At 49.8% G+C, this 20,409-nt stretch carries 22 protein-coding genes; 6 read left to right on the forward strand and 16 right to left on the reverse strand.

Translation table 11 applies throughout. From position 1 onward, the window contains the following. Nucleotides 1-130: 130 nt before the first annotated feature. From GWK74_03590 to rplS, 3 genes are all read right to left on the reverse strand, one after another. Nucleotides 131-1,258 (reverse strand): ribonuclease HII, encoded by a 1,128-nt coding sequence (locus GWK74_03590; protein ID QHU90580.1) that lies wholly within the window; start codon nucleotides 1,256-1,258, stop codon nucleotides 131-133. Further along, nucleotides 1,242-1,739 (reverse strand): hypothetical protein, encoded by a 498-nt coding sequence (locus tag GWK74_03595; protein ID QHU90581.1) that lies wholly within the window; start codon nucleotides 1,737-1,739, stop codon nucleotides 1,242-1,244. Before GWK74_03595 ends, GWK74_03590 begins: the two co-directional genes overlap by 17 nt. A 62-nt stretch (nucleotides 1,740-1,801) precedes the next feature. Further along, a complete protein-coding gene (gene rplS / locus GWK74_03600; GenBank protein QHU90582.1) occupies nucleotides 1,802-2,323 on the reverse strand; it encodes a 50S ribosomal protein L19 in 522 nt (173 codons plus the stop codon). Nucleotides 2,324-2,499: 176 nt separating this feature from the next. Between rplS and GWK74_03605 the strand changes: the two genes are divergently transcribed. After that, complete coding sequence (locus tag GWK74_03605; GenBank protein QHU90583.1) at nucleotides 2,500-3,633, forward strand: NAD-dependent malic enzyme; 1,134 nt, start codon at nucleotides 2,500-2,502, stop codon at nucleotides 3,631-3,633. A gap of 74 nt (nucleotides 3,634-3,707) precedes the next feature. Here the strand turns inward: GWK74_03605 and GWK74_03610 are convergent, their stop codons facing one another. Further along, on the reverse strand, nucleotides 3,708-5,330 hold the full coding sequence (locus tag GWK74_03610; protein QHU90584.1) for a hypothetical protein: 1,623 nt from the start codon (nucleotides 5,328-5,330) through the stop codon (nucleotides 3,708-3,710). 52 nt (nucleotides 5,331-5,382) lie between these two features. On the opposite strand from GWK74_03610, the gene GWK74_03615 reads away from it, so the two are divergent. Beyond that, complete coding sequence (locus tag GWK74_03615; GenBank protein QHU90585.1) at nucleotides 5,383-5,916, forward strand: TrmH family RNA methyltransferase; 534 nt, start codon at nucleotides 5,383-5,385, stop codon at nucleotides 5,914-5,916. On the opposite strand, the gene GWK74_03620 is transcribed toward GWK74_03615, so the two are convergent. From GWK74_03620 to tuf, 6 genes are all read right to left on the reverse strand, one after another. Then, a complete protein-coding gene (locus GWK74_03620; protein QHU90586.1) occupies nucleotides 5,913-6,245 on the reverse strand; it encodes a hypothetical protein in 333 nt (110 codons plus the stop codon). The genes GWK74_03615 and GWK74_03620 overlap by 4 nt on opposite strands. A 93-nt stretch (nucleotides 6,246-6,338) precedes the next feature. Next, complete coding sequence (locus tag GWK74_03625; GenBank protein QHU90587.1) at nucleotides 6,339-7,238, reverse strand: hypothetical protein; 900 nt, start codon at nucleotides 7,236-7,238, stop codon at nucleotides 6,339-6,341. Between the two features lie 130 nt (nucleotides 7,239-7,368). Next, nucleotides 7,369-7,686, reverse strand: a complete 318-nt coding sequence (rpsJ, locus tag GWK74_03630) for a 30S ribosomal protein S10 (GenBank protein ID QHU90588.1) — start codon at nucleotides 7,684-7,686, stop codon at nucleotides 7,369-7,371. A 118-nt stretch (nucleotides 7,687-7,804) separates the two neighbouring features. After that, nucleotides 7,805-8,419, reverse strand: coding sequence for a hypothetical protein (locus GWK74_03635; protein QHU90589.1), 615 nt, complete (start codon nucleotides 8,417-8,419; stop codon nucleotides 7,805-7,807). A gap of 42 nt (nucleotides 8,420-8,461) precedes the next feature. Then, nucleotides 8,462-9,388: an L-lactate dehydrogenase gene (locus GWK74_03640; protein ID QHU90590.1), complete on the reverse strand. Its 927-nt coding sequence runs from the start codon at nucleotides 9,386-9,388 to the stop codon at nucleotides 8,462-8,464. A gap of 134 nt (nucleotides 9,389-9,522) precedes the next feature. After that, nucleotides 9,523-10,707, reverse strand: a complete 1,185-nt coding sequence (gene tuf / locus GWK74_03645) for an elongation factor Tu (GenBank protein ID QHU90591.1) — start codon at nucleotides 10,705-10,707, stop codon at nucleotides 9,523-9,525. A gap of 123 nt (nucleotides 10,708-10,830) precedes the next feature. On the opposite strand from tuf, the gene GWK74_03650 reads away from it, so the two are divergent. Beyond that, nucleotides 10,831-11,349 (forward strand): hypothetical protein, encoded by a 519-nt coding sequence (locus GWK74_03650; protein QHU90592.1) that lies wholly within the window; start codon nucleotides 10,831-10,833, stop codon nucleotides 11,347-11,349. Between the two features lie 136 nt (nucleotides 11,350-11,485). Then, complete coding sequence (glmS, locus tag GWK74_03655) at nucleotides 11,486-13,312, forward strand: glutamine--fructose-6-phosphate transaminase (isomerizing) (GenBank protein QHU90593.1); 1,827 nt, start codon at nucleotides 11,486-11,488, stop codon at nucleotides 13,310-13,312. Between the two features lie 10 nt (nucleotides 13,313-13,322). On the opposite strand, the gene tgt is transcribed toward glmS, so the two are convergent. Next, a complete protein-coding gene (gene tgt / locus GWK74_03660; GenBank protein ID QHU90594.1) occupies nucleotides 13,323-14,525 on the reverse strand; it encodes a tRNA guanosine(34) transglycosylase Tgt in 1,203 nt (400 codons plus the stop codon). A gap of 40 nt (nucleotides 14,526-14,565) precedes the next feature. Here tgt and GWK74_03665 point away from each other — a divergent pair, with 40 nt between their 5' ends. Next, nucleotides 14,566-16,530: a 1,4-alpha-glucan-branching enzyme gene (locus GWK74_03665; GenBank protein QHU90595.1), complete on the forward strand. Its 1,965-nt coding sequence runs from the start codon at nucleotides 14,566-14,568 to the stop codon at nucleotides 16,528-16,530. Between the two features lie 42 nt (nucleotides 16,531-16,572). Here GWK74_03665 and GWK74_03670 read toward each other — a convergent pair whose 3' ends face one another. After that, entirely contained in the window at nucleotides 16,573-17,151 is a 579-nt protein-coding gene (locus GWK74_03670; GenBank protein QHU90596.1) for a uracil-DNA glycosylase family protein, read from the reverse strand. Nucleotides 17,152-17,231: 80 nt separating this feature from the next. Here GWK74_03670 and GWK74_03675 point away from each other — a divergent pair, with 80 nt between their 5' ends. After that, nucleotides 17,232-17,684, forward strand: a complete 453-nt coding sequence (locus tag GWK74_03675; protein QHU90597.1) for a hypothetical protein — start codon at nucleotides 17,232-17,234, stop codon at nucleotides 17,682-17,684. Here the strand turns inward: GWK74_03675 and GWK74_03680 are convergent. The 4 genes from GWK74_03680 to def all read right to left on the reverse strand — a co-directional run bounded on the left by GWK74_03680 (nucleotide 17,665) and on the right by def (nucleotide 20,258). Then, a complete protein-coding gene (locus tag GWK74_03680) occupies nucleotides 17,665-18,378 on the reverse strand; it encodes a hypothetical protein (protein QHU90598.1) in 714 nt (237 codons plus the stop codon). The two genes, GWK74_03675 and GWK74_03680, sit on opposite strands and share 20 nt — an antisense overlap. Then, the gene (locus tag GWK74_03685; protein ID QHU90599.1) at nucleotides 18,308-18,841 is read right to left on the reverse strand and encodes a hypothetical protein; all 534 of its coding nucleotides are present in this window, start codon (nucleotides 18,839-18,841) and stop codon (nucleotides 18,308-18,310) included. The genes GWK74_03680 and GWK74_03685 overlap by 71 nt, the downstream gene beginning before the upstream one ends. Further along, entirely contained in the window at nucleotides 18,828-19,538 is a 711-nt protein-coding gene (locus GWK74_03690; protein QHU90600.1) for an NUDIX domain-containing protein, read from the reverse strand. The genes GWK74_03685 and GWK74_03690 overlap by 14 nt, the downstream gene beginning before the upstream one ends. Nucleotides 19,539-19,670: 132 nt before the next feature. Next, entirely contained in the window at nucleotides 19,671-20,258 is a 588-nt protein-coding gene (gene def, locus GWK74_03695; GenBank protein QHU90601.1) for a peptide deformylase, read from the reverse strand. Nucleotides 20,259-20,409: the final 151 nt, after the last annotated feature.

Below are 20,409 nucleotides of genomic sequence, written 5' to 3' on the forward strand. Positions count from 1 at the left end.
GCTTCAAAACACGCGTTATCGACACGCCAGCCGGTAACAATATATTTGAAGCCACCATAGAAGACTGTTCTATCGAAAGTGCAGTAATCAACCGAGACCCTAACTAACGACACATCGCCAAATTTATACCCTACACCACTAGGCATTCGGCGTTGTAATCCCTGTCGACAGCTATAGCTAACATCCGCATATCACGCCCCTCGTGTTGCGGGTGTTTTATCATAAATAGCTCAGCTGCAAAGCGCATTTGTCGCTGTTTTTTGTTGGTAATCGCCGCCAAGCCATCACCATATCTGGAATTCTTGCGATATTTGACTTCGGTGAAATACAGCACATCATCTTTCATGCTAACAATATCGATTTCACAGTACCGCGTCCGCCAGTTGCGGGCAATAATCTCATGACCATCAGTCGTCAGCCAATCTGCGGCGGCCTGTTCACCCCTATCCCCAATTTGGCGAGTTGTTGCTAATTTTTCCGTTTCTGGAGCGGTATTTGGTACATCGATTTGCATAACATCTTCGGTGCCTACAAAATCGACTGGAGTGATATCCTCGGAAAAAATTTGGGCAACTTTACGTGGGTCCCGAATTATTTTCTGAGGATATCCGACAGGCGACTCATTCGGTAGAGCACTTGACTTTTTCTGGTGCAGATTCTGTGAATTCATGCTACCCACATACTTCTGTAGCGGCGCAAAACTCAGCCGATGCAGCGGCGTCACGCCCAACCGCTCAATTGCTGTACGGTGCTTGGCCACGCCATAGCCAGCATTTGACGCGAAGCCATACCCTGGATAGACCACGTCTTGCTCGGCCATAACCTGGTCGCGCGCTACTTTGGCGATAATCGATGCCGCCGACACGCTGGGGATCAAATCATCGGCTTTTGTCATCACCGTCACGTATCGCTCCAGCGCCGTATTCGCCAGAAAATTGACCGTCCCGTCAATGATAATTTCATCAAATGCCACATTATTCTCTTTGCATTGCGCCTGAATTTGCTTGACCGCCCGCCGCGTTGCCAGTCGCAGCGCCTGGCTCATGCCAACGTCGTCCAATTCCCTGGCACTCACCCAGCCCAGCGCCCAGGCAGCCGCCTGCTCACGAATTACCTCGTCCAGCGTCTCGCGGCGTTTTTTAGTCAACTTTTTACTATCATCCAAACCCTCAATCTCGGCACCGCCCAAAATCACCGCACCGACCACCAGCGGCCCCGCCCATGGCCCGCGTCCAACTTCATCAATGCCGAGAATCATGCGCGTGCTGGCCCTTTTTTGCCGCTAATCTTACGACCACCCAACCAAGCCACACCGCCGCCGTGCCCAATGTATTTGCCAAAATATCCCAATTGGTATCGTCTAACGTGATGTGCGCCAAACCAACCTTGACCATAAATAATTCCGCCAGTTCATTGATACAGCCCAGCGCCGACACCAACGCAAACACCGAGAACGCCATCACCAACCAGTGCGCCCGCCAGCGTGTCGCCAGCACCAAATATACCCACACTAGTCCCGTAAACAACCCGCCGCCCACGAAATGCGTCGTAAAACTGGTGTCTCGCCCCTCAATGAGCGGCGACGGCAAATACCACGAGATGAAGAACAACACACAGGCAAGGTATAACAACCAGCGATACTTCTTTTCGTCGGTGAAGCCATGGCGGCGCAACACATATGGCACTGCACACGCCAAAGCCACGGGAACAAACACAGAGATATAGTGAAAGATCGACATATTGGCATTATACCATGAGAAAACCGCCCCCAGAGAGAGCGGCCTATGTGTCTCAAAACTAATTACGCTTCTTTGTGGCGAGCTGCGACCTCGGCAGCCTTAGCGTCAAGTTCTGCCTGAGCAGCGTCTTTTTCAGCTTGTTTGGCAGCGGCAGCCTGTGCGGCCTCCTCTTTCAAGCGTTCAGCTTCTGCTTCAGCCTTGGCGTCGTGCACGTTGTTGACAGCTACGCGGTCAAAGTTTTTGGCAGTCAAGCGAGCTGATTTACCAGAGCGCTTACGCAAGAAGCTGAGGAACTTGCGGCGAACCTTAGCGCGGCGAACAATTTCCACTTTCTCGATCAGCGGACTGTGCAGCAAGAATGATTTTTCCACGCCAACGCCTGAGGCAATTTTACGAACGGTGATGCGTGAGGTGTGTGACTGTTTGTTGTCGGTACGAATAACCACACCTTCAAACATCTGGATACGCTCTTTGTTACCTTCTTTAATCTTCTGGTAGACGCGAACAGTGTCACCGCTGCGGACGTCAACAACTGCTTGCTTTTTCTGTGCTTGATTGACTTTGTTGATTAGTTCAAAACTCATACTGTTTTCCTCTGTTTCGGGATCTTAACAGCTGGCCATATAGTTGTATCCCTATAGCTCCACACTGAAAGACTCGATATTTAATGTCACCGATACAATTAGTTATCAATTCTAGCACAATTACCCAAAGATAGCAACTCCTGAAAACTTCACCAAACTGCGCTATAATTGACCGCATGGATTACAATACACTAGCACTTGAATTACACAAAAAATATAAGGGTAAAATTACCACTAGTTTGCGTGACCGAGAGGAGCTGGATCGCGATAAATTAAGCGCCTATTACAGCCCAGGCGTGGGTGCAGTTAGCCAAGCGATCGCCGAGAACCCAGCAGACTTGCCAAAGTACACCTGGACGAATAATCTAGTCGGCGTGATTTCTGACGGCTCAGCGATTTTAGGCTTGGGCGATTTGGGACCGAAAGCCGCCATGCCGGTGATGGAAGGCAAGGCGCTGCTGTTCAAGCATTTCGCTAATGTCGACGCTGTGCCGGTTGTACTGGACGTTCACCAACCAGAAGAAATTATTGCCACGATCAAGGCAATCGCACCGAGCTTTGGGGCGATTAACCTGGAAGACATCGCCGCACCAAAATGTTTTGAGATTGAAGAGCGCCTGAAGGCTGAGCTGGACATCCCCGTGTTTCATGACGACCAACATGGTACAGCGATAGTGGTGTTGGCGGGGCTGATCAATGCCGCGAAATTGACGAGACGAAATTTGGCAGACTGTAAATTTGTAGTCATTGGCGCGGGCGCAGCCGGTACGGCCATCATCAAATTATTGCACTTATACGGCGCGAGGAACATCATGGCAGTAGATAGCCGCGGCATTGTTGGTGCGTCTCGCACTGATTTGAATGCGGAAAAAACTGCACTGTTAGAATACGTCGACGCTTCACAATCCGGCTCCATTGACGACGCCATCACCGATGCTGACGTGTTTATTGGTGTGTCGCGCGCTGGGCTGCTCACACCTGAATTGGTACAGAAAATGGCCGAGGATCCAATCATCTTTGCCCTGGCAAACCCGGTACCAGAAATCATGCCAGACGTCGCCCGAGAGGCGGGCGTAGCAGTCATCGCTACTGGCCGCAGCGATTTTCCAAACCAAATTAATAATTCCCTGGCCTTCCCAGGTATCTTCCGCGGGGCGCTCGATCATGGTGTGAAAAAAATCACCGACCAGCACAAACTCGCAGCAGCCAAAGCACTGGCGGCACTAGTTGAAAACCCAACGGCCGATGAAGTCATTCCTTCGCCATTTGATGAGCGAGTGCCGTCAACCGTCGCTCGTGTTATCACATAACCCTATTCGCATATGCTAACAATCATAATGGAAACCGTCGGAGTGATGGCCTTAGCGTGGCTTTTTGATGTCCACTAGATCACTCGATTAACTTCCTCAAGTGTCGTCTCGCCGCGCAAAGCCGCCAGCACGCCCGCCTGTAGCAGCGTCACCATGCCATGTTTCTTGGCTGTAGCCTCAATCGCCTCGGTGTGCACATCAGCAATATCGCCACGTAGAAACTTCTGAATTTCCTCAGTCACCACCAATTGCTCCATCACCGGGATACGCCCCTTGTAGCCAAACGGCACCTCGTCGGTTGCCACGGGTCGCCACAGCTTGAACGTATCAAGATCAGGGCAATCAACATGTGACGGTAGATCCCGCAAGACCTCCTTTACCCAGCTGCGCGTTGCCTCATCTGGTTCATACTCTTCCTTACTCTCATCATGTAGCCGTCGCACCAGCCGCTGAGCGATCAATAGTCGCACCGCTGAACTAAAAATTGGATTCTGCCCAATCATATCAATAATTCGGCTAAATGCCGCTGACGTCGAGTTAGCATGAAAGCTTGACAGCACCAGATGTCCGGTAATCGACGCCTGAATTGCCGTCTTGGCCGTTTCCTGATCACGAATCTCACCAACCATCACCACGTCTGGGTCGAGGCGCAGCACACTACGCAGTCCATCATCAAACCGCTGGCCAGCCGTCGTATCAATTGGGATCTGCGTAATACCGGGAATGGTATTTTCTACTGGATCTTCCAGTGTAATCACTTTACGATCCGGTGTATTGAGCGCATTGAGAATGCTGTACAAAGTCGTTGACTTACCCGAACCGGTTGGCCCAACTAACAGCACCAGGCCACGCGGATGGGAAATGATCTCATCAATTTGCGCCCGTTCAGCTGCACCGATACTGAGCAAGTCTAGGTTCAGCATCGAGGTGTCAAAATTAAATAAGCGTAGCACTACATCTTGACCATACATGGTTGGCACTGCTTCGACACGGAGGTTAAGGAGGTGTGATACCCCGTCACGATGGATTTCTTGCTGCATGTGCCCCGACTGCGGCTCATTGGACGCCGTCGAAATATTTGCTCGCGATGCCAGCGCCGCCATGATAACTCGATAACGATCACGGCCCAGCTCCGCCACCGAGTGCAGCGCGCCATCAACGCGCATCCGCACCCGAATGGTGTCGCGCTGATTCTCAATATGAATATCCGAAGCATTCAGCCGATCCGCCTGATCAATTAGATAATTAAACACGTCATTTGTCCCGACAGTTGCTAGTGTTTGACTAACCTGCTGAAGCGTATCACTATCGCCCTCTTTGGCGATTTCGATATTATCATAAATCACTTTCTTTGGCGGATCAAATCGCAGCATTAACGACCTAAAGCCCGAGGCCGATATTAGAAAGAACTTAGCAATAATACCCTGCTCGCGGTAGTTATTAGTCATCGTCGCTACTAATGATTGTGGTGTCTGTGACGTAATGCCAAATCGATATGACTGCTCGTCAGGGTTTATCGCCAGTGGCACAACGTGTCCGTTATACATCTCTTCAATCGTCAAAATATCACGAATCAGCGGAATTGTCTGCTCAAACTCGCGAGCATCCAGATACTGCAGGCCTAAAATCGCCGCTCGTTTCCGGGTCGCGTCTTCATCTTGATCGCGACGTTGTTGTTGAATTCGATCTTCATCCATCAACCTTATTATAGCAAAAAGCTTATCCTTGGGCGAGTGCTATAATGATATCATGCCAGAAATTACCCTCCTCATGCACAATATTCGCTCGACGTACAATGTCGGTGCAATTATGAGAACAGCCGAAGGCTTTGGCGTCAGACAAATTATCTTTAGCGGCTATACGCCGTACCCCGATTTACGATTAGCCGATCCCCGGTCTATCGATCCAAGGCTGCCGCACATTACCGAAAGGTTGACCGCCCAGATTCACAAGACTGCGCTAGGCGCAGAAACAATGCTGCCCTTTAGCTACGTAGTTGATATTCGCCAGTGGTTGGCGGAGAATGCCAACAGGGAACGCTTACCTGTGATTGCCCTAGAGCAATCAGCGTCGAGTACAGAGCTCAATATGTTTCGGCCACCAGCCCGCTTTGCCCTACTCCTCGGCGAGGAGGTCTATGGCATTGAGCCGGACATTCTAGCGCGGTGCGATCACATTGTCGAAATCCCCATGCGGGGTGCTAAAGAGTCATTTAATGTCTCAGTTGCGGCCGGTATCGCACTCTACGGCCTCTGTTTTTCGCTAAATATAACCCCGGGCTAGATCATAATCCCTACGGGCGTAAATGATGTCACAATTGCCATTAAAATCAGCGTCACGTACCAAATCTTGCGATTAAATTGATACTTCTCGACCGACACCACTAAAAGCAGGCCGACAATCAGTCCAACCGGCAGCGCCTGGATCGCTACCACACCCAGCTCAATCGGCTGCTTCAGTCGCAACCACAATGCCGCCAGCACGACACACACCACCAACTTTACGAAAAAGATGCTGTCATTTTCATACAGCCGCTCCCGACCTTTGCGGTTGGTAATGATACTTGCCTTTGAGCGATTACGAGCGTACGTTCGTGATTTTTGTTTTGCCATAAGCTTTTTTATCATATCATACCAGGCGCACCATAGCAAAGCAGCCCCGCACACAAAGCGAGGCTGCCCTAAGTTTAGGTTACGAGAAATAAATTACCACATATTTGTCAGGTGGACCGACTTAAATCCATTCCAACCGTGACCAACTTCTATTGAACCACTACTAAACGGCCAATTCATATTGCCGCTATTTGTATATTGCAGCAACCGTCCATCTTTCGTCCGGCCAACAATATCCGCCAAGCTATCGGCATTCATATTACCGAGCATAATCGTATCAAATCCATTCCAGCCGTGACCGATTTGACGACCACTCTCAAACATTGTTGTCTTGTTGTCGCGTCCACGATTGAGATATGCCCACATCGTACCGTCCCGGTGTACCGCGACGATGTCATCATAGCCATCCCCATTTAAGTCACCAGCGACAATTGATCGAAAATTCTTCCAGCCATGACCAATCTGACGAGCCTCATCTGACACAAAATCATACACTCCTTCAAGCTTCTTGTAGCGTAGATAAACTTTGCCTGCCATCAGGTTACCGTTGTTATCAACATAAACATGTGAGGCCGGGCTGTCTTTACCGTGCAGCTTGGCGAACACTGCATCACCCTGATAGTCAATATCGCTGGCGACTGGCTTGTCAGCAAATGGTGTCGTCGTGGAGCCATTATTGCGGAACACTTGAGCCTTTTGATTTTTTGGGTAGGCAACAATATCCGGACGACCATCACCGTCCATATCGGCGAATGTAATGTTTGTGTACCCGTCAAATCCCTGACCGATCTTTGTTGAACCGCCGCTAAATGGCCAGCCTGGAATAGCGTTATTCTGATACAGCCACAACGAGCCATCCTTATTCAGGCCAATCGCATCACTGAAAGCAGCGACATTCTCGATAGCATTCGCAACCGGTGCACCACTCAACACCAAGCCAAACACCGTCGCCGACAGTCCGAGCACCGTTACTGTTTTCTTTAGTATTCCCATACATCCCTCCACCGTCATAGACGGTATTTATTTAGTACACTCCTACCGTACTACGTTTTCTACATAAAAACAATCCCGCTTATGCTTATCAAGCGGGATCGTGGTAAATTCTGCTGTAAGATTAGGGAAATTACATCCGAATCTCAGCGTCAACACCAGCCGGTAAACTCAGATTCTGCAGGCTATCAATCGTTTTTGGTGTGGCATTGGTAATGTCAATAAGGCGCTTATGGGTGCGCATCTCGTAACTCTCGCCGCCCATTTTGTAGACGTGCGGGCTCTTTACCACCGTGTAGGTGCTGCGACGAGTCGGCAGCGGCACAGGGCCAGCTACGCTCGCGCCGGTGCGAATTGCCGTATCGATAATTTGTTTTGCTGACTGGTCGATGACTTTATGGTCGTACGCTTTCAGGCGAATACGAATCTTGATACCAGTGTCTTGAGCCATAGCTCCTCCTTTATGTGCGACTCCGTAACCTCTGCTCACGTCCATGCCTCGCGGACGGCCGAGTTCTCGGAGTAAATTAATACTGCCCGGCAATTATATCACAGTACCTGAAGTATGGCTAGTCAAGAACCACCGGATTTGCTGCCACCCACTGGCGCCACTGCGCGACATCTTCAATCGGTGGCCGATAACCCATAGCTTCACCTAACTGGCTCGCCGCCAAAATACAGGCTGCAATATAATCGGCATTAGCTTCGTGGTCAGACCGGACATATTCTTGGTATTGCTCACTAGTATAGTCCACCGGTAGAGGTACGATGGTATTATCTATCTCACCAAAAACCTGCATTACCTTTTTGTCAAGCTGGATTACGTGCCCTAACTCGTGACAAAACGCTATCAACCCGACGATTTGACGACCTATTTCTGCATCCTCAAGTCGCTCACGCGGCACACCCAGTCGAGACGACATCCGTGCTACAAGATTCGGACTAGACAGCATCTCCCTCGTGCCGATGACAATCATTGGAATTTTCTCACCATCCAATGCTTCGCCCTCACCACCTCTAAAGTCACCACTGTTCTCATCAATAACAATTTGCATCTCCTCTAGTGTCCGAGCCGGAAACAAATTCAAGGCGGTCTCGTAAATATCACCTGCTAGCGGATTGATATACTCACCAAGTGTTTCGACTCTTAATTTTTGCGCTTTTTTGTGCGACAACTCTTCCATAGTAATCTATACTGTAACATATAATATTTATTCCGTCAAGCATTACTCTAAACTACGAATTGCCTCCGTTACCACCTCGGCCGAATGACGTAGCGCCGCCTGCTCGCGCTCATTAAGCGGATACCCTGTCAAGATTTTTACACCATCTGCACAAATCGTTGACGGTAGGCCAAGCACTACATCGTGCAGTCCATACTCGCCCTCAACCAGTGAGCAAACTGGATATACTGAACGCGACGATGAGCGTAGTGCCGAGACAATCTTGGAGATAACGAAACCAATTGCATAATACGTCGACCGCTTGGTCTCGATCACCCGGTATGCCCGCTGACGAATTTTCTCCTCAATACCGTCGACCATCGCTGGCTTAAATCCCGGATAATCAGCAAGTGGTACCTCACCGACTTGCGCTGATTCAATTGTCGCAAATGATGAATCACCATGCTCCCCTAAAATATAGGCATCAACCTCTCGACTATGTACATCTAGCTGATCCGCGATATACGACTTAAGCCGCGACGTATCGAGCGTCGTTCCGGTACCAAACACCCGACCCTTTGGCAAGCCCGATTCCTTCAGCGCCACATACGTTAATGCATCGACCGGATTCGACACTACAATGATATATGGATGAGCACCATTTTTCATAATATTCCTAATAGTCCCACGCATAATCTCAGCGTTCACGCCAAGTAACTCCAATCGTGTCTGCCCCGGCTGCTGCGGCGCACCAGCGGTGATAACCACGATATCATCAGTCTTGATATCGTCATAACTGCCTGGCCGCACCACAACACACCGATCAATTCCCATTGCGTCATTGATATCAGCCGCCTGCCCCCACGCCAAGTCAGGGTTGCGGTCGATCAACACAATTTCCTCAACTACACTCCGCAGTGCACAGGCGTACGCCGCCGTCGCACCGACCATGCCACCCGCACCGACGATCACCAACTTCTGTTTATTCATGTTTGTCTCCTAATTTTTATTGCGATAACTTCTCTACTGTAACGCTATCTTGTTGTTTTGTCAAGATACTCATAGTAATATATCATTAAAAAATCCCCCGGAAACCGGGGGATTTTTGGGTTGCAGTGTAAAGACTATTTGTTAATCTTTGTCACCACACCAGCACCAACGGTACGGCCACCTTCGCGGATGGCAAAGTTCAAACCTTGCTCCATAGCGATTGGGGCGAGCAACTTAACCTTGAAGGTTACGGTGTCGCCTGGCATGACCATTTCTTTGTCAGCTGGCAGCTCAACTTCACCCGTCACGTCAGTGGTGCGGAAGTAGAACTGTGGCTTGTAACCCTTGGAGAATGGAGTGTGGCGACCGCCTTCTTCCTTCTTCAGGATGTACACCTCAGCTTCAAACTCGGTGTGTGGTGTAATCGTACCTGGCTTAGCCAAAACCTGACCGCGCTCAATATCGCTGCGCTCAATACCGCGTAGCAAAACGCCGGCATTGTCACCTGCTTGACCCTGATCCAGAGACTTCTTAAACGCCTCAATACCAGTGACTACTGATTTCTGAGTTGGGCGGATACCAACGATTTCAACCTCGTCGTTCAGCTTAACAACACCCTGCTCGATACGACCAGTTGCCACAGTACCGCGACCCTTGATCGAGAAGACGTCCTCAATTGGCATAATGAATGGCTTGTCCATGTCGCGTGGTGGCTCTGGGATATAGCTATCCATAGCATCAACCAGCTCCATGATGGCGTCTTCGTACTTCTCATCGCCCTCCAATGCCTTAAGAGCCGAACCCTTGATAATTGGAGCATTCTCGTCAAAGCCGTTCTTGGCAAGCAGCTCACGAACTTCTTCTTCGATCAGCTCGACCATATCTGCGTCAGCCATGTCCATCTTGTTGAGGAAGACAACGATCTTTGGCACGCCAACCTGCTTTGCCAGCAGCACGTGCTCGCGGGTTTGCGGCATCGGACCGTCGGTTGCAGCAATCACGAGGATCGCGCCATCAACCTGGGCAGCACCGGTGATCATGTTCTTGACGTAGTCAGCGTGGCCTGGCATATCAACGTGCGCGTAGTGACGGTTCGGTGACTCGTATTCTTGGTGTGAGCTGGCGATAGTAATACCACGCTGGCGCTCTTCTGGTGCGTTATCGATCTGGTCGTACGCAATTGGTTTGTTGACTGCGCTTGGAAGGCGCTTTGCGAGCACTGCCGTAATTGCGGCGGTCAGTGTCGTCTTACCGTGGTCAACGTGGCCCATTGTACCCACGTTAACGTGCGGCTTGCTTCGGTCAAATGCATCTGCCATTTGTAGAAGTTCTCCTTTTTTAATAATATTTTCACGCGATAAGCCCCCGAAAAAGGCTCCACGGCGTATGGGCTAATTATAACTGGTTTGCAAACTGTTGTAAATAGGGTTTATACTATGAGCATGAGTATCTTTTCTAAGAAAGCAACACCTGAAGCAACCCGCACTAGTGTATATCCAAAACGATTATCATATGACGAGCGTCGGGAACTAAATGCCGAATATGATCGTCGCCGTCAAACCAACTTACCAAAGCTACCTTCGTTGGGTATTGCTCTTATCCTGACAATGACCCTCTCTATAGCTTGGGTGCTTATCAAGCTCACTACCTTATTCATTAAAACGAGCGGACAGTCTGCTATTTTTCTGTTATTCTTTCTCTTTATCCTCATCGCAATCTGCTACGGTGTCACATTTTTCTATGTTAAGCGTATTCTCGATAGGCTGAGCGTTAGCGGTACAAAGTTTGTTATTATTTACCTCACGCTCGTTGGCGTCATACTCGGGTGCTGCCACCAACTTGGTATCGCTCCTTTTCATGCACTTCTGTCATTACCGGTTTCAGTTTTGTTAATCGCTGCTAGTGGACACTACATTGCGACGAGTATACTTGCTAAATGTTGCATTCATTTTGAGTGGTAATAGTAGTTATTGTATTATATACAACACTTTCTTACAGTAGTAAATTGTTGTAATTATTACTTTCTGTTGGTTATTTTCTCTATGATGTCTTATACTGAGAAGCGTGTATCAGTTAATGCTAAAGGAGAAATAATCTATGTGTGGAATTGTTGGCTATATCGGTGAACGCGAGGCGCAGAATATCCTCGTTGCTGAGCTTAAGCGGCTTGAGTACCGCGGCTATGACAGTGCCGGAATTGTCACCCTATCGGACTCCGCCACACCAACCCTGCTGCGCACCAAAGGCAAGGTGGCGGCACTGGAAGAGCTCGTCGGACAACATAAGACGAGCGATACGGTCGGCATCGGACACACCCGCTGGGCAACACATGGTGAACCAAGTAAGCGCAACGCCCATCCACACCACGTTGGTGAGATTTATCTGGTACATAACGGCATCATTGAGAACTACCAAGACCTTAAAACGATGCTTTCCGGTCATGAGTACGAGTTTAAGAGCGATACCGATAGCGAGGTATTGGCGGCCTTGATTGACTATCTGCGGCGTGACTCACCGGATTTACTGACAGCAGTCACCGGCGCATTGAAGATGGTAGTTGGTGCGTATGGCATTGCGGTACTTGACACCACGAACCCCGAAGAAATTATCGTGGCTCGCCAAGGTAGCCCGCTGATCATCGGTGTCGGAGATGGCGAAACATATATCGCCAGTGACGCTTCGGCGCTGGTTGGCTACACCAATCAAGTAGTGTATTTGCACGATGGTGAAATCGGCCGCTGTACTCGTAGCGGGCTAGAGTTACAGACAATCGAATCGCAAAAGCTTGACGTCAAGATCGAGATGCTCGACATGGATATGCAGGCGATTCAGAAGCAGGGCTTTGACCACTTTCTCGCCAAAGAAATTTATGAACAGCCAACCAGCCTTGCAGCGACACTAGCCGGCCGCGTACTACCCGACCAAAAATATGCGCGCCTGGGCGGTCTCAATATGAGCAACGACGAACTGCGCCACGTCAAGCACGTCATCATCGTCGGCTGCGGCACTGCCTATTTTGCCGGTGTGCAAGCCAGCTACTTTATTGAGCAACTGACCGATGACGTGACTATCAGCGTCGAGATCGCCAGCGAGCTACGCTACCGCGCATTCAACGTGCCTGAGCACTCGGTCGCTATGATTGTCAGCCAGAGTGGCGAAACGGCTGATACCCTTGCCTGCCTGAATGAATTGAAGCGACGTGGTGTTAAATGCCTCGGCGTCGTCAACGCCGTCGGCAGCACAATCGCCCGAGCAGTTGATGGCGGCGTGTACTTGCATGTTGGCGCCGAGATTAGTGTCGCCAGTACCAAGGCCTTTACCTCACAAGTCGCTGCTCTGACGATCTTTGGTATTATGCTCGCCAATGCCAAGGGTGCCAACCCACAATTTATTGATGAATTTGTGCAAGAATTAGCGATACTACCAAGTGAGATCCAAAAAGTCCTTGATAAACAAGGTGCCGAGATACCTTCCATCGCTAGGGCGTATGCTGATTACAATCACGCACTCTACATCGGCCGCGATACGCTATATCCGATTGCCATGGAGGGTGCACTGAAACTTAAAGAAGTAAGTTACATTCACGCCGAAGCGTATGCCGCCGGTGAGCTGAAACACGGTCCGATCGCCCTGATTGATGACCATTTCTTTGAAGTCTGCTATATCCAAGACAATTGGTTATACGAAAAATCCCAGAGCAACTTGATCGAGATGAACACTCGCGGCGCTCACGCCATTGTCATCACCGACACGACGAAAAAGGTGCCGGGCGAGACGGTGATCCGCGTCTCGACAAAGCTATCGCACCTCACGCCACTTCTGTTCAATGTCGTGTCGCAACTCCTAGCCTATCACGTGGCTGTCAAGCGCGGTCATGACGTCGATCAGCCACGCAATCTGGCAAAGAGCGTGACGGTCGAATAATGCTCTCGCATTAGCGACGATAGTACATCGCCAAAAATGCCTCGCGAAACTCGTAAAATGTCCCATTCTCTAGGCTGGCACGAATATCATCAACTAGTTTGACGATAAATCGTTCGTTATGGATTGATAATAGCGTGCCAGCCAGAGATTCGCGGGCGTGAAGCAAATGACAGAGATAGGCGGCGGTGTAGTAGCGGCACGTATAGCAATCACAACCATCCATAATTGGTTCAAACAGTTCGCGGTACTTTCTCCCGCGAACATTAACCCGACCAAATGGCGTATAGGCGGCACCGTTTCTGGCCACGCGCGTTGGGCTGACACAGTCAAAGGTGTCGATTCCCTGCTCAATCGCCGCAAAAATATCGTCTGGCTCAGAAATACCGAGCAAATGCCGCGGCTTGTTCTCGGGCAAGATTTGATTAACCCACTGAATTGTCTGCGCCATGGTTTCCTTTTCTAGCGCGCCACCGATGCCGTAGCCGTCAAAGTCCATTGCGCCTAAAAACGCAGCCGTTTGCTTGCGTAGATCCTCGTAATTTGCGCCTTGCAGCACAGCAAATAACGCCTGATACGGCTTGTCAGGACGAGATTCACGCAGACGTTTCACCTCAGCTAAACTGCGCTCCGCCCAGGCATGCGTTCGCGCCAAGGCTTCCACTTGATATTCATACGGATCAATCAGCGAGGTCAGTTCGTCAAAGGCGAAAGTAATATCCGCACCAATGCCCGCCTGAATTTGCATGGATAATTCCGGCGTAAATTTATGGTACGAGCCGTCCAGATGCGATTTGAACATTACGCCGTTTTCGTCCACCCAAGCGTGGCGCGACGATTTTTTAGCAATGGCAATTTCCTCATCGACATCAGTACTCATCGCCAGTACTTTCTTAAAGCCCGAACCCAGACTCAGCACCTGAAAGCCGCCGCTATCAGTGAACGTCGGCCCATCCCAGTGCATAAACTTGCCCAAATAGCCAGCCTTCTCGATAAGTTCATGACCCGGCTGCAAATATAGATGATAGGCGTTCGCCAGCACCGCCTGCGCGCCGACATCCGCCACCATTTCTGGCACCATCGCCTTGACGTTAGCCTTAGTTCCAACCACGATAAACGCCGGTGTTGTGATATCCCCGTGCGGCGTGTGAATAATGCCAGTGCGCGCCAGCGTGTCGTCAAGCCTAGAAGTGATCTCAAAAGAAAACGGTTTCATTATGATAGATTATATCAGTTTTTTCCGCTACACTAGAAGCATGAGCAAGAAAACGCTGGTTGACCTTGACCCGTGGCTGGCGCCGCATGAACGCGTCATCCAGTCGCGTGAGGCGTATGTTTCGTCGACGCTCGAGAAAGTTCTGGACGGTAAATCGCCAGCGGAGTTTGCGCTGGGGTTTCATCATTTTGGCTTACATCAGACGGCGGCAGGCTGGACGTTTCGCGAATGGGCACCGAATGCTACGCGCATAGTGATGGTTGGCGAATTTTCCGATTGGCAGGAGCGTGAGGAATTTAGTTTACAGCGCGGTGCACATGGCGAATGGAGTGTTGATTTGCCGAAAGACGCGCTGCACTACGGCCAGAGATATAAGCTGCGCGTCTATTGGCCAAATGGCGACGGATGGCGTCTACCATCATACGCCACCTATGTTGTTCAAGATGATGATTCGGTGGACTTTTCGGCTGTAATTTGGCAGCCTGATGAGCCATATCGGTGGCAGCATGACATCCCGCCTGCACCAAACGTACCACTAATCTATGAGGCCCATGTTGGTATGAGCAGCGAGGAGGAAAAGGTCGCCACTTTCAATGAATTTACCGCGGGCGTCCTACCGCGCATCGAACAAGCCGGCTACAACACCATCCAACTGATGGCCATCGCCGAGCACCCGTACTATGGCAGTTTCGGCTATCACGTCAGCAACTTTTTTGCGGTGTCATCACGGTTTGGCACGCCCGATGATTTCAAACGGCTGGTTGACACAGCACATGGTTTGGGGCTGCGCGTCATCATTGATATCGTCCATGCTCATGCCGCTAAAAATGAAGTCGAAGGCCTCGGTAATTTTGCGGGCAGCCTGACGCAGTATTTCAAAGCTCTCGACCATCCAGCGTGGGATTCGCGGCTGTTTGATTATGGTAAGCCGGAAGTACTGCACTTTTTGGCCAGCAATTGCCGCTGGTGGTTGGATGAATACCACGTTGACGGTTTTCGGTTTGACGGCGTGACCAGCATGCTATATCACGACCACGGTCTAGGCAAAAGTTTCACCAGCTATGATGATTATTTTACTGATGATGTCGATAAGGACGCCTTGGTCTATCTCAGACTGGCCAATGACATCATTCACGCCGTTCGCCCCGATGCCACGACCATTGCTGAGGAAATGAGCGGACTACCGGGCTTGGCGGCACCGACAGAACACGGCGGCCTAGGCTTTGATTATCGATTGGCGATGGGTGCGCCCGACCTCTGGATCAAGACATTGAAAGAAAAGCGCGATGAAGATTGGGATTTGGGCGAGCTGGTGCATACGCTGAGTTCGCACCGCCCAGAGGAAAAAGTCATCACGTACGCCGAAAGTCACGACCAGGCCTTGGTTGGCGACAAGACACTGATTTTTCGACTGATCGATAAAGCCATGTATTGGCACATGGACAAAGCCAACCCCGACCTGACAGTAGAGCGCGGCGTGGCGCTGCACAAACTAATTCGGCTACTGACCGCCGGACTACATGGTGGCGGCTACCTTAATTTCATGGGCAATGAATTTGGACATCCCGAGTGGATCGACTTTCCGCGCCAGGGTAATCATTGGTCGTTCAAGCATGCTCGCAGACAATGGAGTTTACGCGACAATGGTTTTCTCAAATACCAATGGCTGGGCGAATTTGACGCGAGCCTGATGAAGCTCATTAAAACCGTTGACGACTCGGGCATTCACTGCCTCACCGTTCACCAACACGACCATGTGGTTAGTTTCATACGCGGTGATCTGCTGTTTATTATGAACTTTTCGCCCAGCCAGTCGCGGACGGATTACGGCATACCAGCGGCGACTGGGTCATACAGTGTAATTTTGGACAGCGACGACAAGCAATTTGGCGGACAGGGCCGGGTTAATCCTAACGGCCGCTACTTTACGACGCCACATGGCAACGAGCATATTATACGTGTATACATACCGACACGAAGTGGCCTCGTGCTACAAAAAGATTGACCGCGAAGCTATGTTAGTATGAATACCCTACCATGATCTTGACTACTGTGCTAATTCTTTGACCATCTTAGACAGAATCGGAATGACGTTCATTTCGAACCATGGATTGCGCGCCCGCCAGCGGAAGTTAAGCGGTGATGGATGGACAAGTGGAAAATAATGAGGCAGATACTCCATATAATGCGCGACTGTTTCGGTCAGGTTGCGCTTCGCCTGTTTGTTGAGATAGTATTGCTGAGCATGAGCACCGACTAAAATCGTCAGCCTCACATCCGGCATCTGTGCTAGTAGCCGTGGATGCCACTTTTTGGCAAACTCCGGTCGCGGCGGTAAATCACCATGCGCAGCCTTACCTGGATAATAAAAATCCATTGGCATTAGAGCAAACAAACTAGGATCATAAAATTGTTCATCGGTAACCCCCAGCCACTGACGCAATGTGCGACCACTGGCATCATTCCATGGCGTGCGTGTTTCCTGCGCTATTCGTCCCGGCGCCTGACCAACCAGCACGATACGTGAGCAGGGCGAAGCGGTATAGACTGGCGGCCAACCACGAGCATGAAACGAAGCATTCATACTATCTTGATCGATTTCATCATACAGCAACGGCCTAGTCATTACGTTAGTATATCACAACCATTCTATACTGTTCATGCTACAGGCTATCCTTCATCAATATTATGTGATATATTGTTCACATGGATATAAACTCAAAAAATATCATAGCTACCTTGATCTCGCTCGGCATCCCACCGGCCTCAGCAACGATCATACATTACCTCCTGATCGCCCCACCGTATCACCATAGCCACACAAGCCTCCACGAGCAAACTGGCTTCAGCAAGGCGGCCATTACCGGTGGACTACGCTACCTAGAAACACTTGATATGATCTCCTACCAGGCAGATGGTTCGCGGCGGCAATATATTGCGCTTGATATCAAGCCGCTCGTTACCTACACTCAACAACGTATGCTGCTGTTTGATAAACTGGCTGACGAATTACACGCAGCATCGGCCGAGCAAGTAGACGGTGAGTTTTCATCGGATATCGCCACGGTAGCTGAGCTGTGTAGCACAATCAACGAAACAATTTGGCAGGCTATAACGATCTGGGAAGAGCAATATACCTCTACTCATCCATTGAAGTAAGATATTCTTCCAGGAAATCGCTCCACTCCGGTACATTCTTTTCTCGAAAATAGGCACGAAGAAAAGTAACCATAATTTGCTGGCGAATTAACGCTTCGTCTCGGCCTGGGTCGGTCATCATAATCTTTGGTAGCTTCAATAACTTTTCAAAGAAATAATTAATGAAGCTATCGCCATCATGAGTGCCGCCGTTGGCGTTATATCGATATGCATCAATGTTCACATCAGGCCAAACAGTTGGATCAAATATCCGACAACTACCGTGATTCACCGCATAAATAAGTGCCCGCTCGATACCGCATGCCCCAATCGCATCACACATATCAGCGTCAGATACCAGCTGACCAGCCAAACGTTCTGGCCGCACACCATGTAGATAACGACTATAGCCAATCCGAGCAATATTATGACGCACCGCATCCTGCAAATCAGCCGCAACACCAGCCTTCGTCATAATTGACGTGGCATTATTGAGTTCATCCGCTTGCTTTTTGCCAACTAATTTATAATCATCAACGTCGTGTAGCCATGCCGTCAGCAGCACTTCGTCCATTGAAGCCGCTTCTTTATGCTCATTCGCGAATCGCTCTGCTAGCCATGCCACACGCTCAACGTGTTCGTCGCTATGGCCTGACGTATCGCCGCCAAGCAGTCGGCAGACTTCCTGCCTTACTATTGTCATTGATTTGTTCATAGACTTTATTATACACCCCCATGCAAGTTATGGACGTAAATCTATTTATTAGCTCCGAAATCCCAAGATGCAATGCATCATACACGCTCGGAACAACGTAAACTAGTTCACGCAGCATAGTATCAACCGGTGCTGTTCGTGAAAAGATTGGTCTCTTTAGTGCGAGAGCATAGCCGATCTCCATTGCAGCACTTATACCAACATAGCCTTTGGGGGCATGCAATAAGATAAAGTCAGACTGCTCAATAGCCCGTAAATGCCAGCTTTCTATCTCTCGAGGCGACAGGCCAACTTCTGCAGCATCAACAACAAATTCACCGCCCATAAACTCCACTCGTCGCGGTGACAATACCTGACAGCCAGTTGCGGCTAGCTCGTCGTAAGCTCGCTGCAACCCGTCAATATCGCGCCTGTACGACCCACACAATACCGCACGTGCTGCCCGCGGCCTAGAACTCCGCACTACCATATTCATATATTATTTCAGTCAACTCGCCGCACCCGTTGATACACGCCGTGATTTCTCGCAAAAAACTCTTGTACTTTTTTGGCTCATCACGCATCTCATCGAGTGTACGCCAGGCATTTCTACCGCCCTCAAACTGTACGGCCAATTTGCCCGAAAATACCTTGCAAAACATCAGGTGAAAGATCTTGTCTTCAATAATTTCACCCGTTTGCGCATGGCGCACACGTTCATGGTACACCCCGCGATGAACAAACTCACCCCGCAAACCCGTCTCCTCCATCAATTCACGCGAGGCCGCATCGACGATTGACTCGGCCCACCGTACTTTGCCAGTAGGCGCACCCCAAAACCCATAGTAGGGATGCTTGAGCCGCTGCTGCAATAAATACTGTTTTTCTCCATCATGCTCACGCTCGATAACGAGCATAACTGCCACCTTTGGTTGTCGCTCGATAACACCGGCATCAGTATCAAGCTTATTCGCATACTCTTTGCCCTTGACCGAGAGACAATACCCGCCGTCGACTTTCTGCACATAACCTAGCTCAACGAGCCGTTTGATGTGAAATTTAATATGATCGCTTTCCAGACCACTCGCTTTTTGTAGTGTTGCGAAATTAGCCGCTGGCAAAAATAACAATTCCCGCAAAATTTTCGTCTGTGCCTCATGGATCTTTGCTTCAAAACTCATATCGCCTCCTTTGGCTTTAGTGTAGCGCGATCGGATTAGAAAAACTAGGGAAGTCGACTTCCCTAGTGTAGAGGCGTAGACGTGTCACGCTCCTCTCATAGAATCAGAGATTAGATAATCTCAATAGCTACGTCATTCCTGAGTACTGTTAGTTGACGCTCTGCGGATCGCCAGTTCAGCCAGAGCAGCCTTCTCTGTCTGCGGCCCACTTTCTATTCTGTCTGTAAAAAAGATACCGTTCAAATGATCTGTTTCGTGCTGGATAACCCAAGCATACATACCATCAAAGGCCTGTTCATGCGTCTCGCCCTGCTCATCTGTCCAGCGCAACGTAACCTCAGGGTAACGCGTGGTAAAACCCATTGGTGTCGTTTCAGAATCACCCGTCACTCCGCTCAGGCAGCCCTCTGGATTCAAGCTCTTCACAGGTTCACCGCTGTATTCAACGATCTTGGGGTTAATTGCCACGAGCCGAAATGGCTCGACTTTTGCATCCTCAGGCGGCCGCACATCAATGATAAAGATTGCGAGATCGCTCCCAATTTGATTAGCGGCGATACCTACGCCTCCGGGACCCTGTGAACGCAGCGTCTCGAGCATATCGTCTATGGTCTGTTGCACATGATCGCTCCCTATGTCCTCATGTTTGACGGGTACGGCTTCTTGCGTTAGTATTTTACGGCCACCTTCAGTAAAAAAAATTACAATTTCGCGTTTCATGTCTTTATTATACCATATTTATTGGGTAATAAATGGTAAGACCGTCGCAACATTGACGGTTCTTCCATCAGTTGACAGTCGACACACCTCTGTTATACAATGAGATACATCATTACCGTGAGTCTTGGTCACCCAAGTCCACCATACACCA

This window comes from Candidatus Saccharibacteria bacterium oral taxon 488 (genome assembly GCA_010202115.1).
GTDB lineage: Bacteria > Patescibacteriota > Saccharimonadia > Saccharimonadales > Saccharimonadaceae > Nanosynbacter.

Coding starts and splice junctions, on each gene's coding strand:
- GWK74_03590 (QHU90580.1), bottom strand. CDS start 1,258: ATGATTCTCGGCATTGATGAAGTTGGACGCGGGCCATGGGCGGGGCCG.
- GWK74_03595 (QHU90581.1), bottom strand. CDS start 1,739: ATGTCGATCTTTCACTATATCTCTGTGTTTGTTCCCGTGGCTTTGGCG.
- rplS (QHU90582.1), bottom strand. CDS start 2,323: ATGAGTTTTGAACTAATCAACAAAGTCAATCAAGCACAGAAAAAGCAA.
- GWK74_03605 (QHU90583.1), top strand. CDS start 2,500: ATGGATTACAATACACTAGCACTTGAATTACACAAAAAATATAAGGGT.
- GWK74_03610 (QHU90584.1), bottom strand. CDS start 5,330: ATGGATGAAGATCGAATTCAACAACAACGTCGCGATCAAGATGAAGAC.
- GWK74_03615 (QHU90585.1), top strand. CDS start 5,383: ATGCCAGAAATTACCCTCCTCATGCACAATATTCGCTCGACGTACAAT.
- GWK74_03620 (QHU90586.1), bottom strand. CDS start 6,245: ATGGCAAAACAAAAATCACGAACGTACGCTCGTAATCGCTCAAAGGCA.
- GWK74_03625 (QHU90587.1), bottom strand. CDS start 7,238: ATGGGAATACTAAAGAAAACAGTAACGGTGCTCGGACTGTCGGCGACG.
- rpsJ (QHU90588.1), bottom strand. CDS start 7,686: ATGGCTCAAGACACTGGTATCAAGATTCGTATTCGCCTGAAAGCGTAC.
- GWK74_03635 (QHU90589.1), bottom strand. CDS start 8,419: ATGGAAGAGTTGTCGCACAAAAAAGCGCAAAAATTAAGAGTCGAAACA.
- GWK74_03640 (QHU90590.1), bottom strand. CDS start 9,388: ATGAATAAACAGAAGTTGGTGATCGTCGGTGCGGGTGGCATGGTCGGT.
- tuf (QHU90591.1), bottom strand. CDS start 10,707: ATGGCAGATGCATTTGACCGAAGCAAGCCGCACGTTAACGTGGGTACA.
- GWK74_03650 (QHU90592.1), top strand. CDS start 10,831: ATGAGTATCTTTTCTAAGAAAGCAACACCTGAAGCAACCCGCACTAGT.
- glmS (QHU90593.1), top strand. CDS start 11,486: ATGTGTGGAATTGTTGGCTATATCGGTGAACGCGAGGCGCAGAATATC.
- tgt (QHU90594.1), bottom strand. CDS start 14,525: ATGAAACCGTTTTCTTTTGAGATCACTTCTAGGCTTGACGACACGCTG.
- GWK74_03665 (QHU90595.1), top strand. CDS start 14,566: ATGAGCAAGAAAACGCTGGTTGACCTTGACCCGTGGCTGGCGCCGCAT.
- GWK74_03670 (QHU90596.1), bottom strand. CDS start 17,151: ATGACTAGGCCGTTGCTGTATGATGAAATCGATCAAGATAGTATGAAT.
- GWK74_03675 (QHU90597.1), top strand. CDS start 17,232: ATGGATATAAACTCAAAAAATATCATAGCTACCTTGATCTCGCTCGGC.
- GWK74_03680 (QHU90598.1), bottom strand. CDS start 18,378: ATGAACAAATCAATGACAATAGTAAGGCAGGAAGTCTGCCGACTGCTT.
- GWK74_03690 (QHU90600.1), bottom strand. CDS start 19,538: ATGAGTTTTGAAGCAAAGATCCATGAGGCACAGACGAAAATTTTGCGG.
- def (QHU90601.1), bottom strand. CDS start 20,258: ATGAAACGCGAAATTGTAATTTTTTTTACTGAAGGTGGCCGTAAAATA.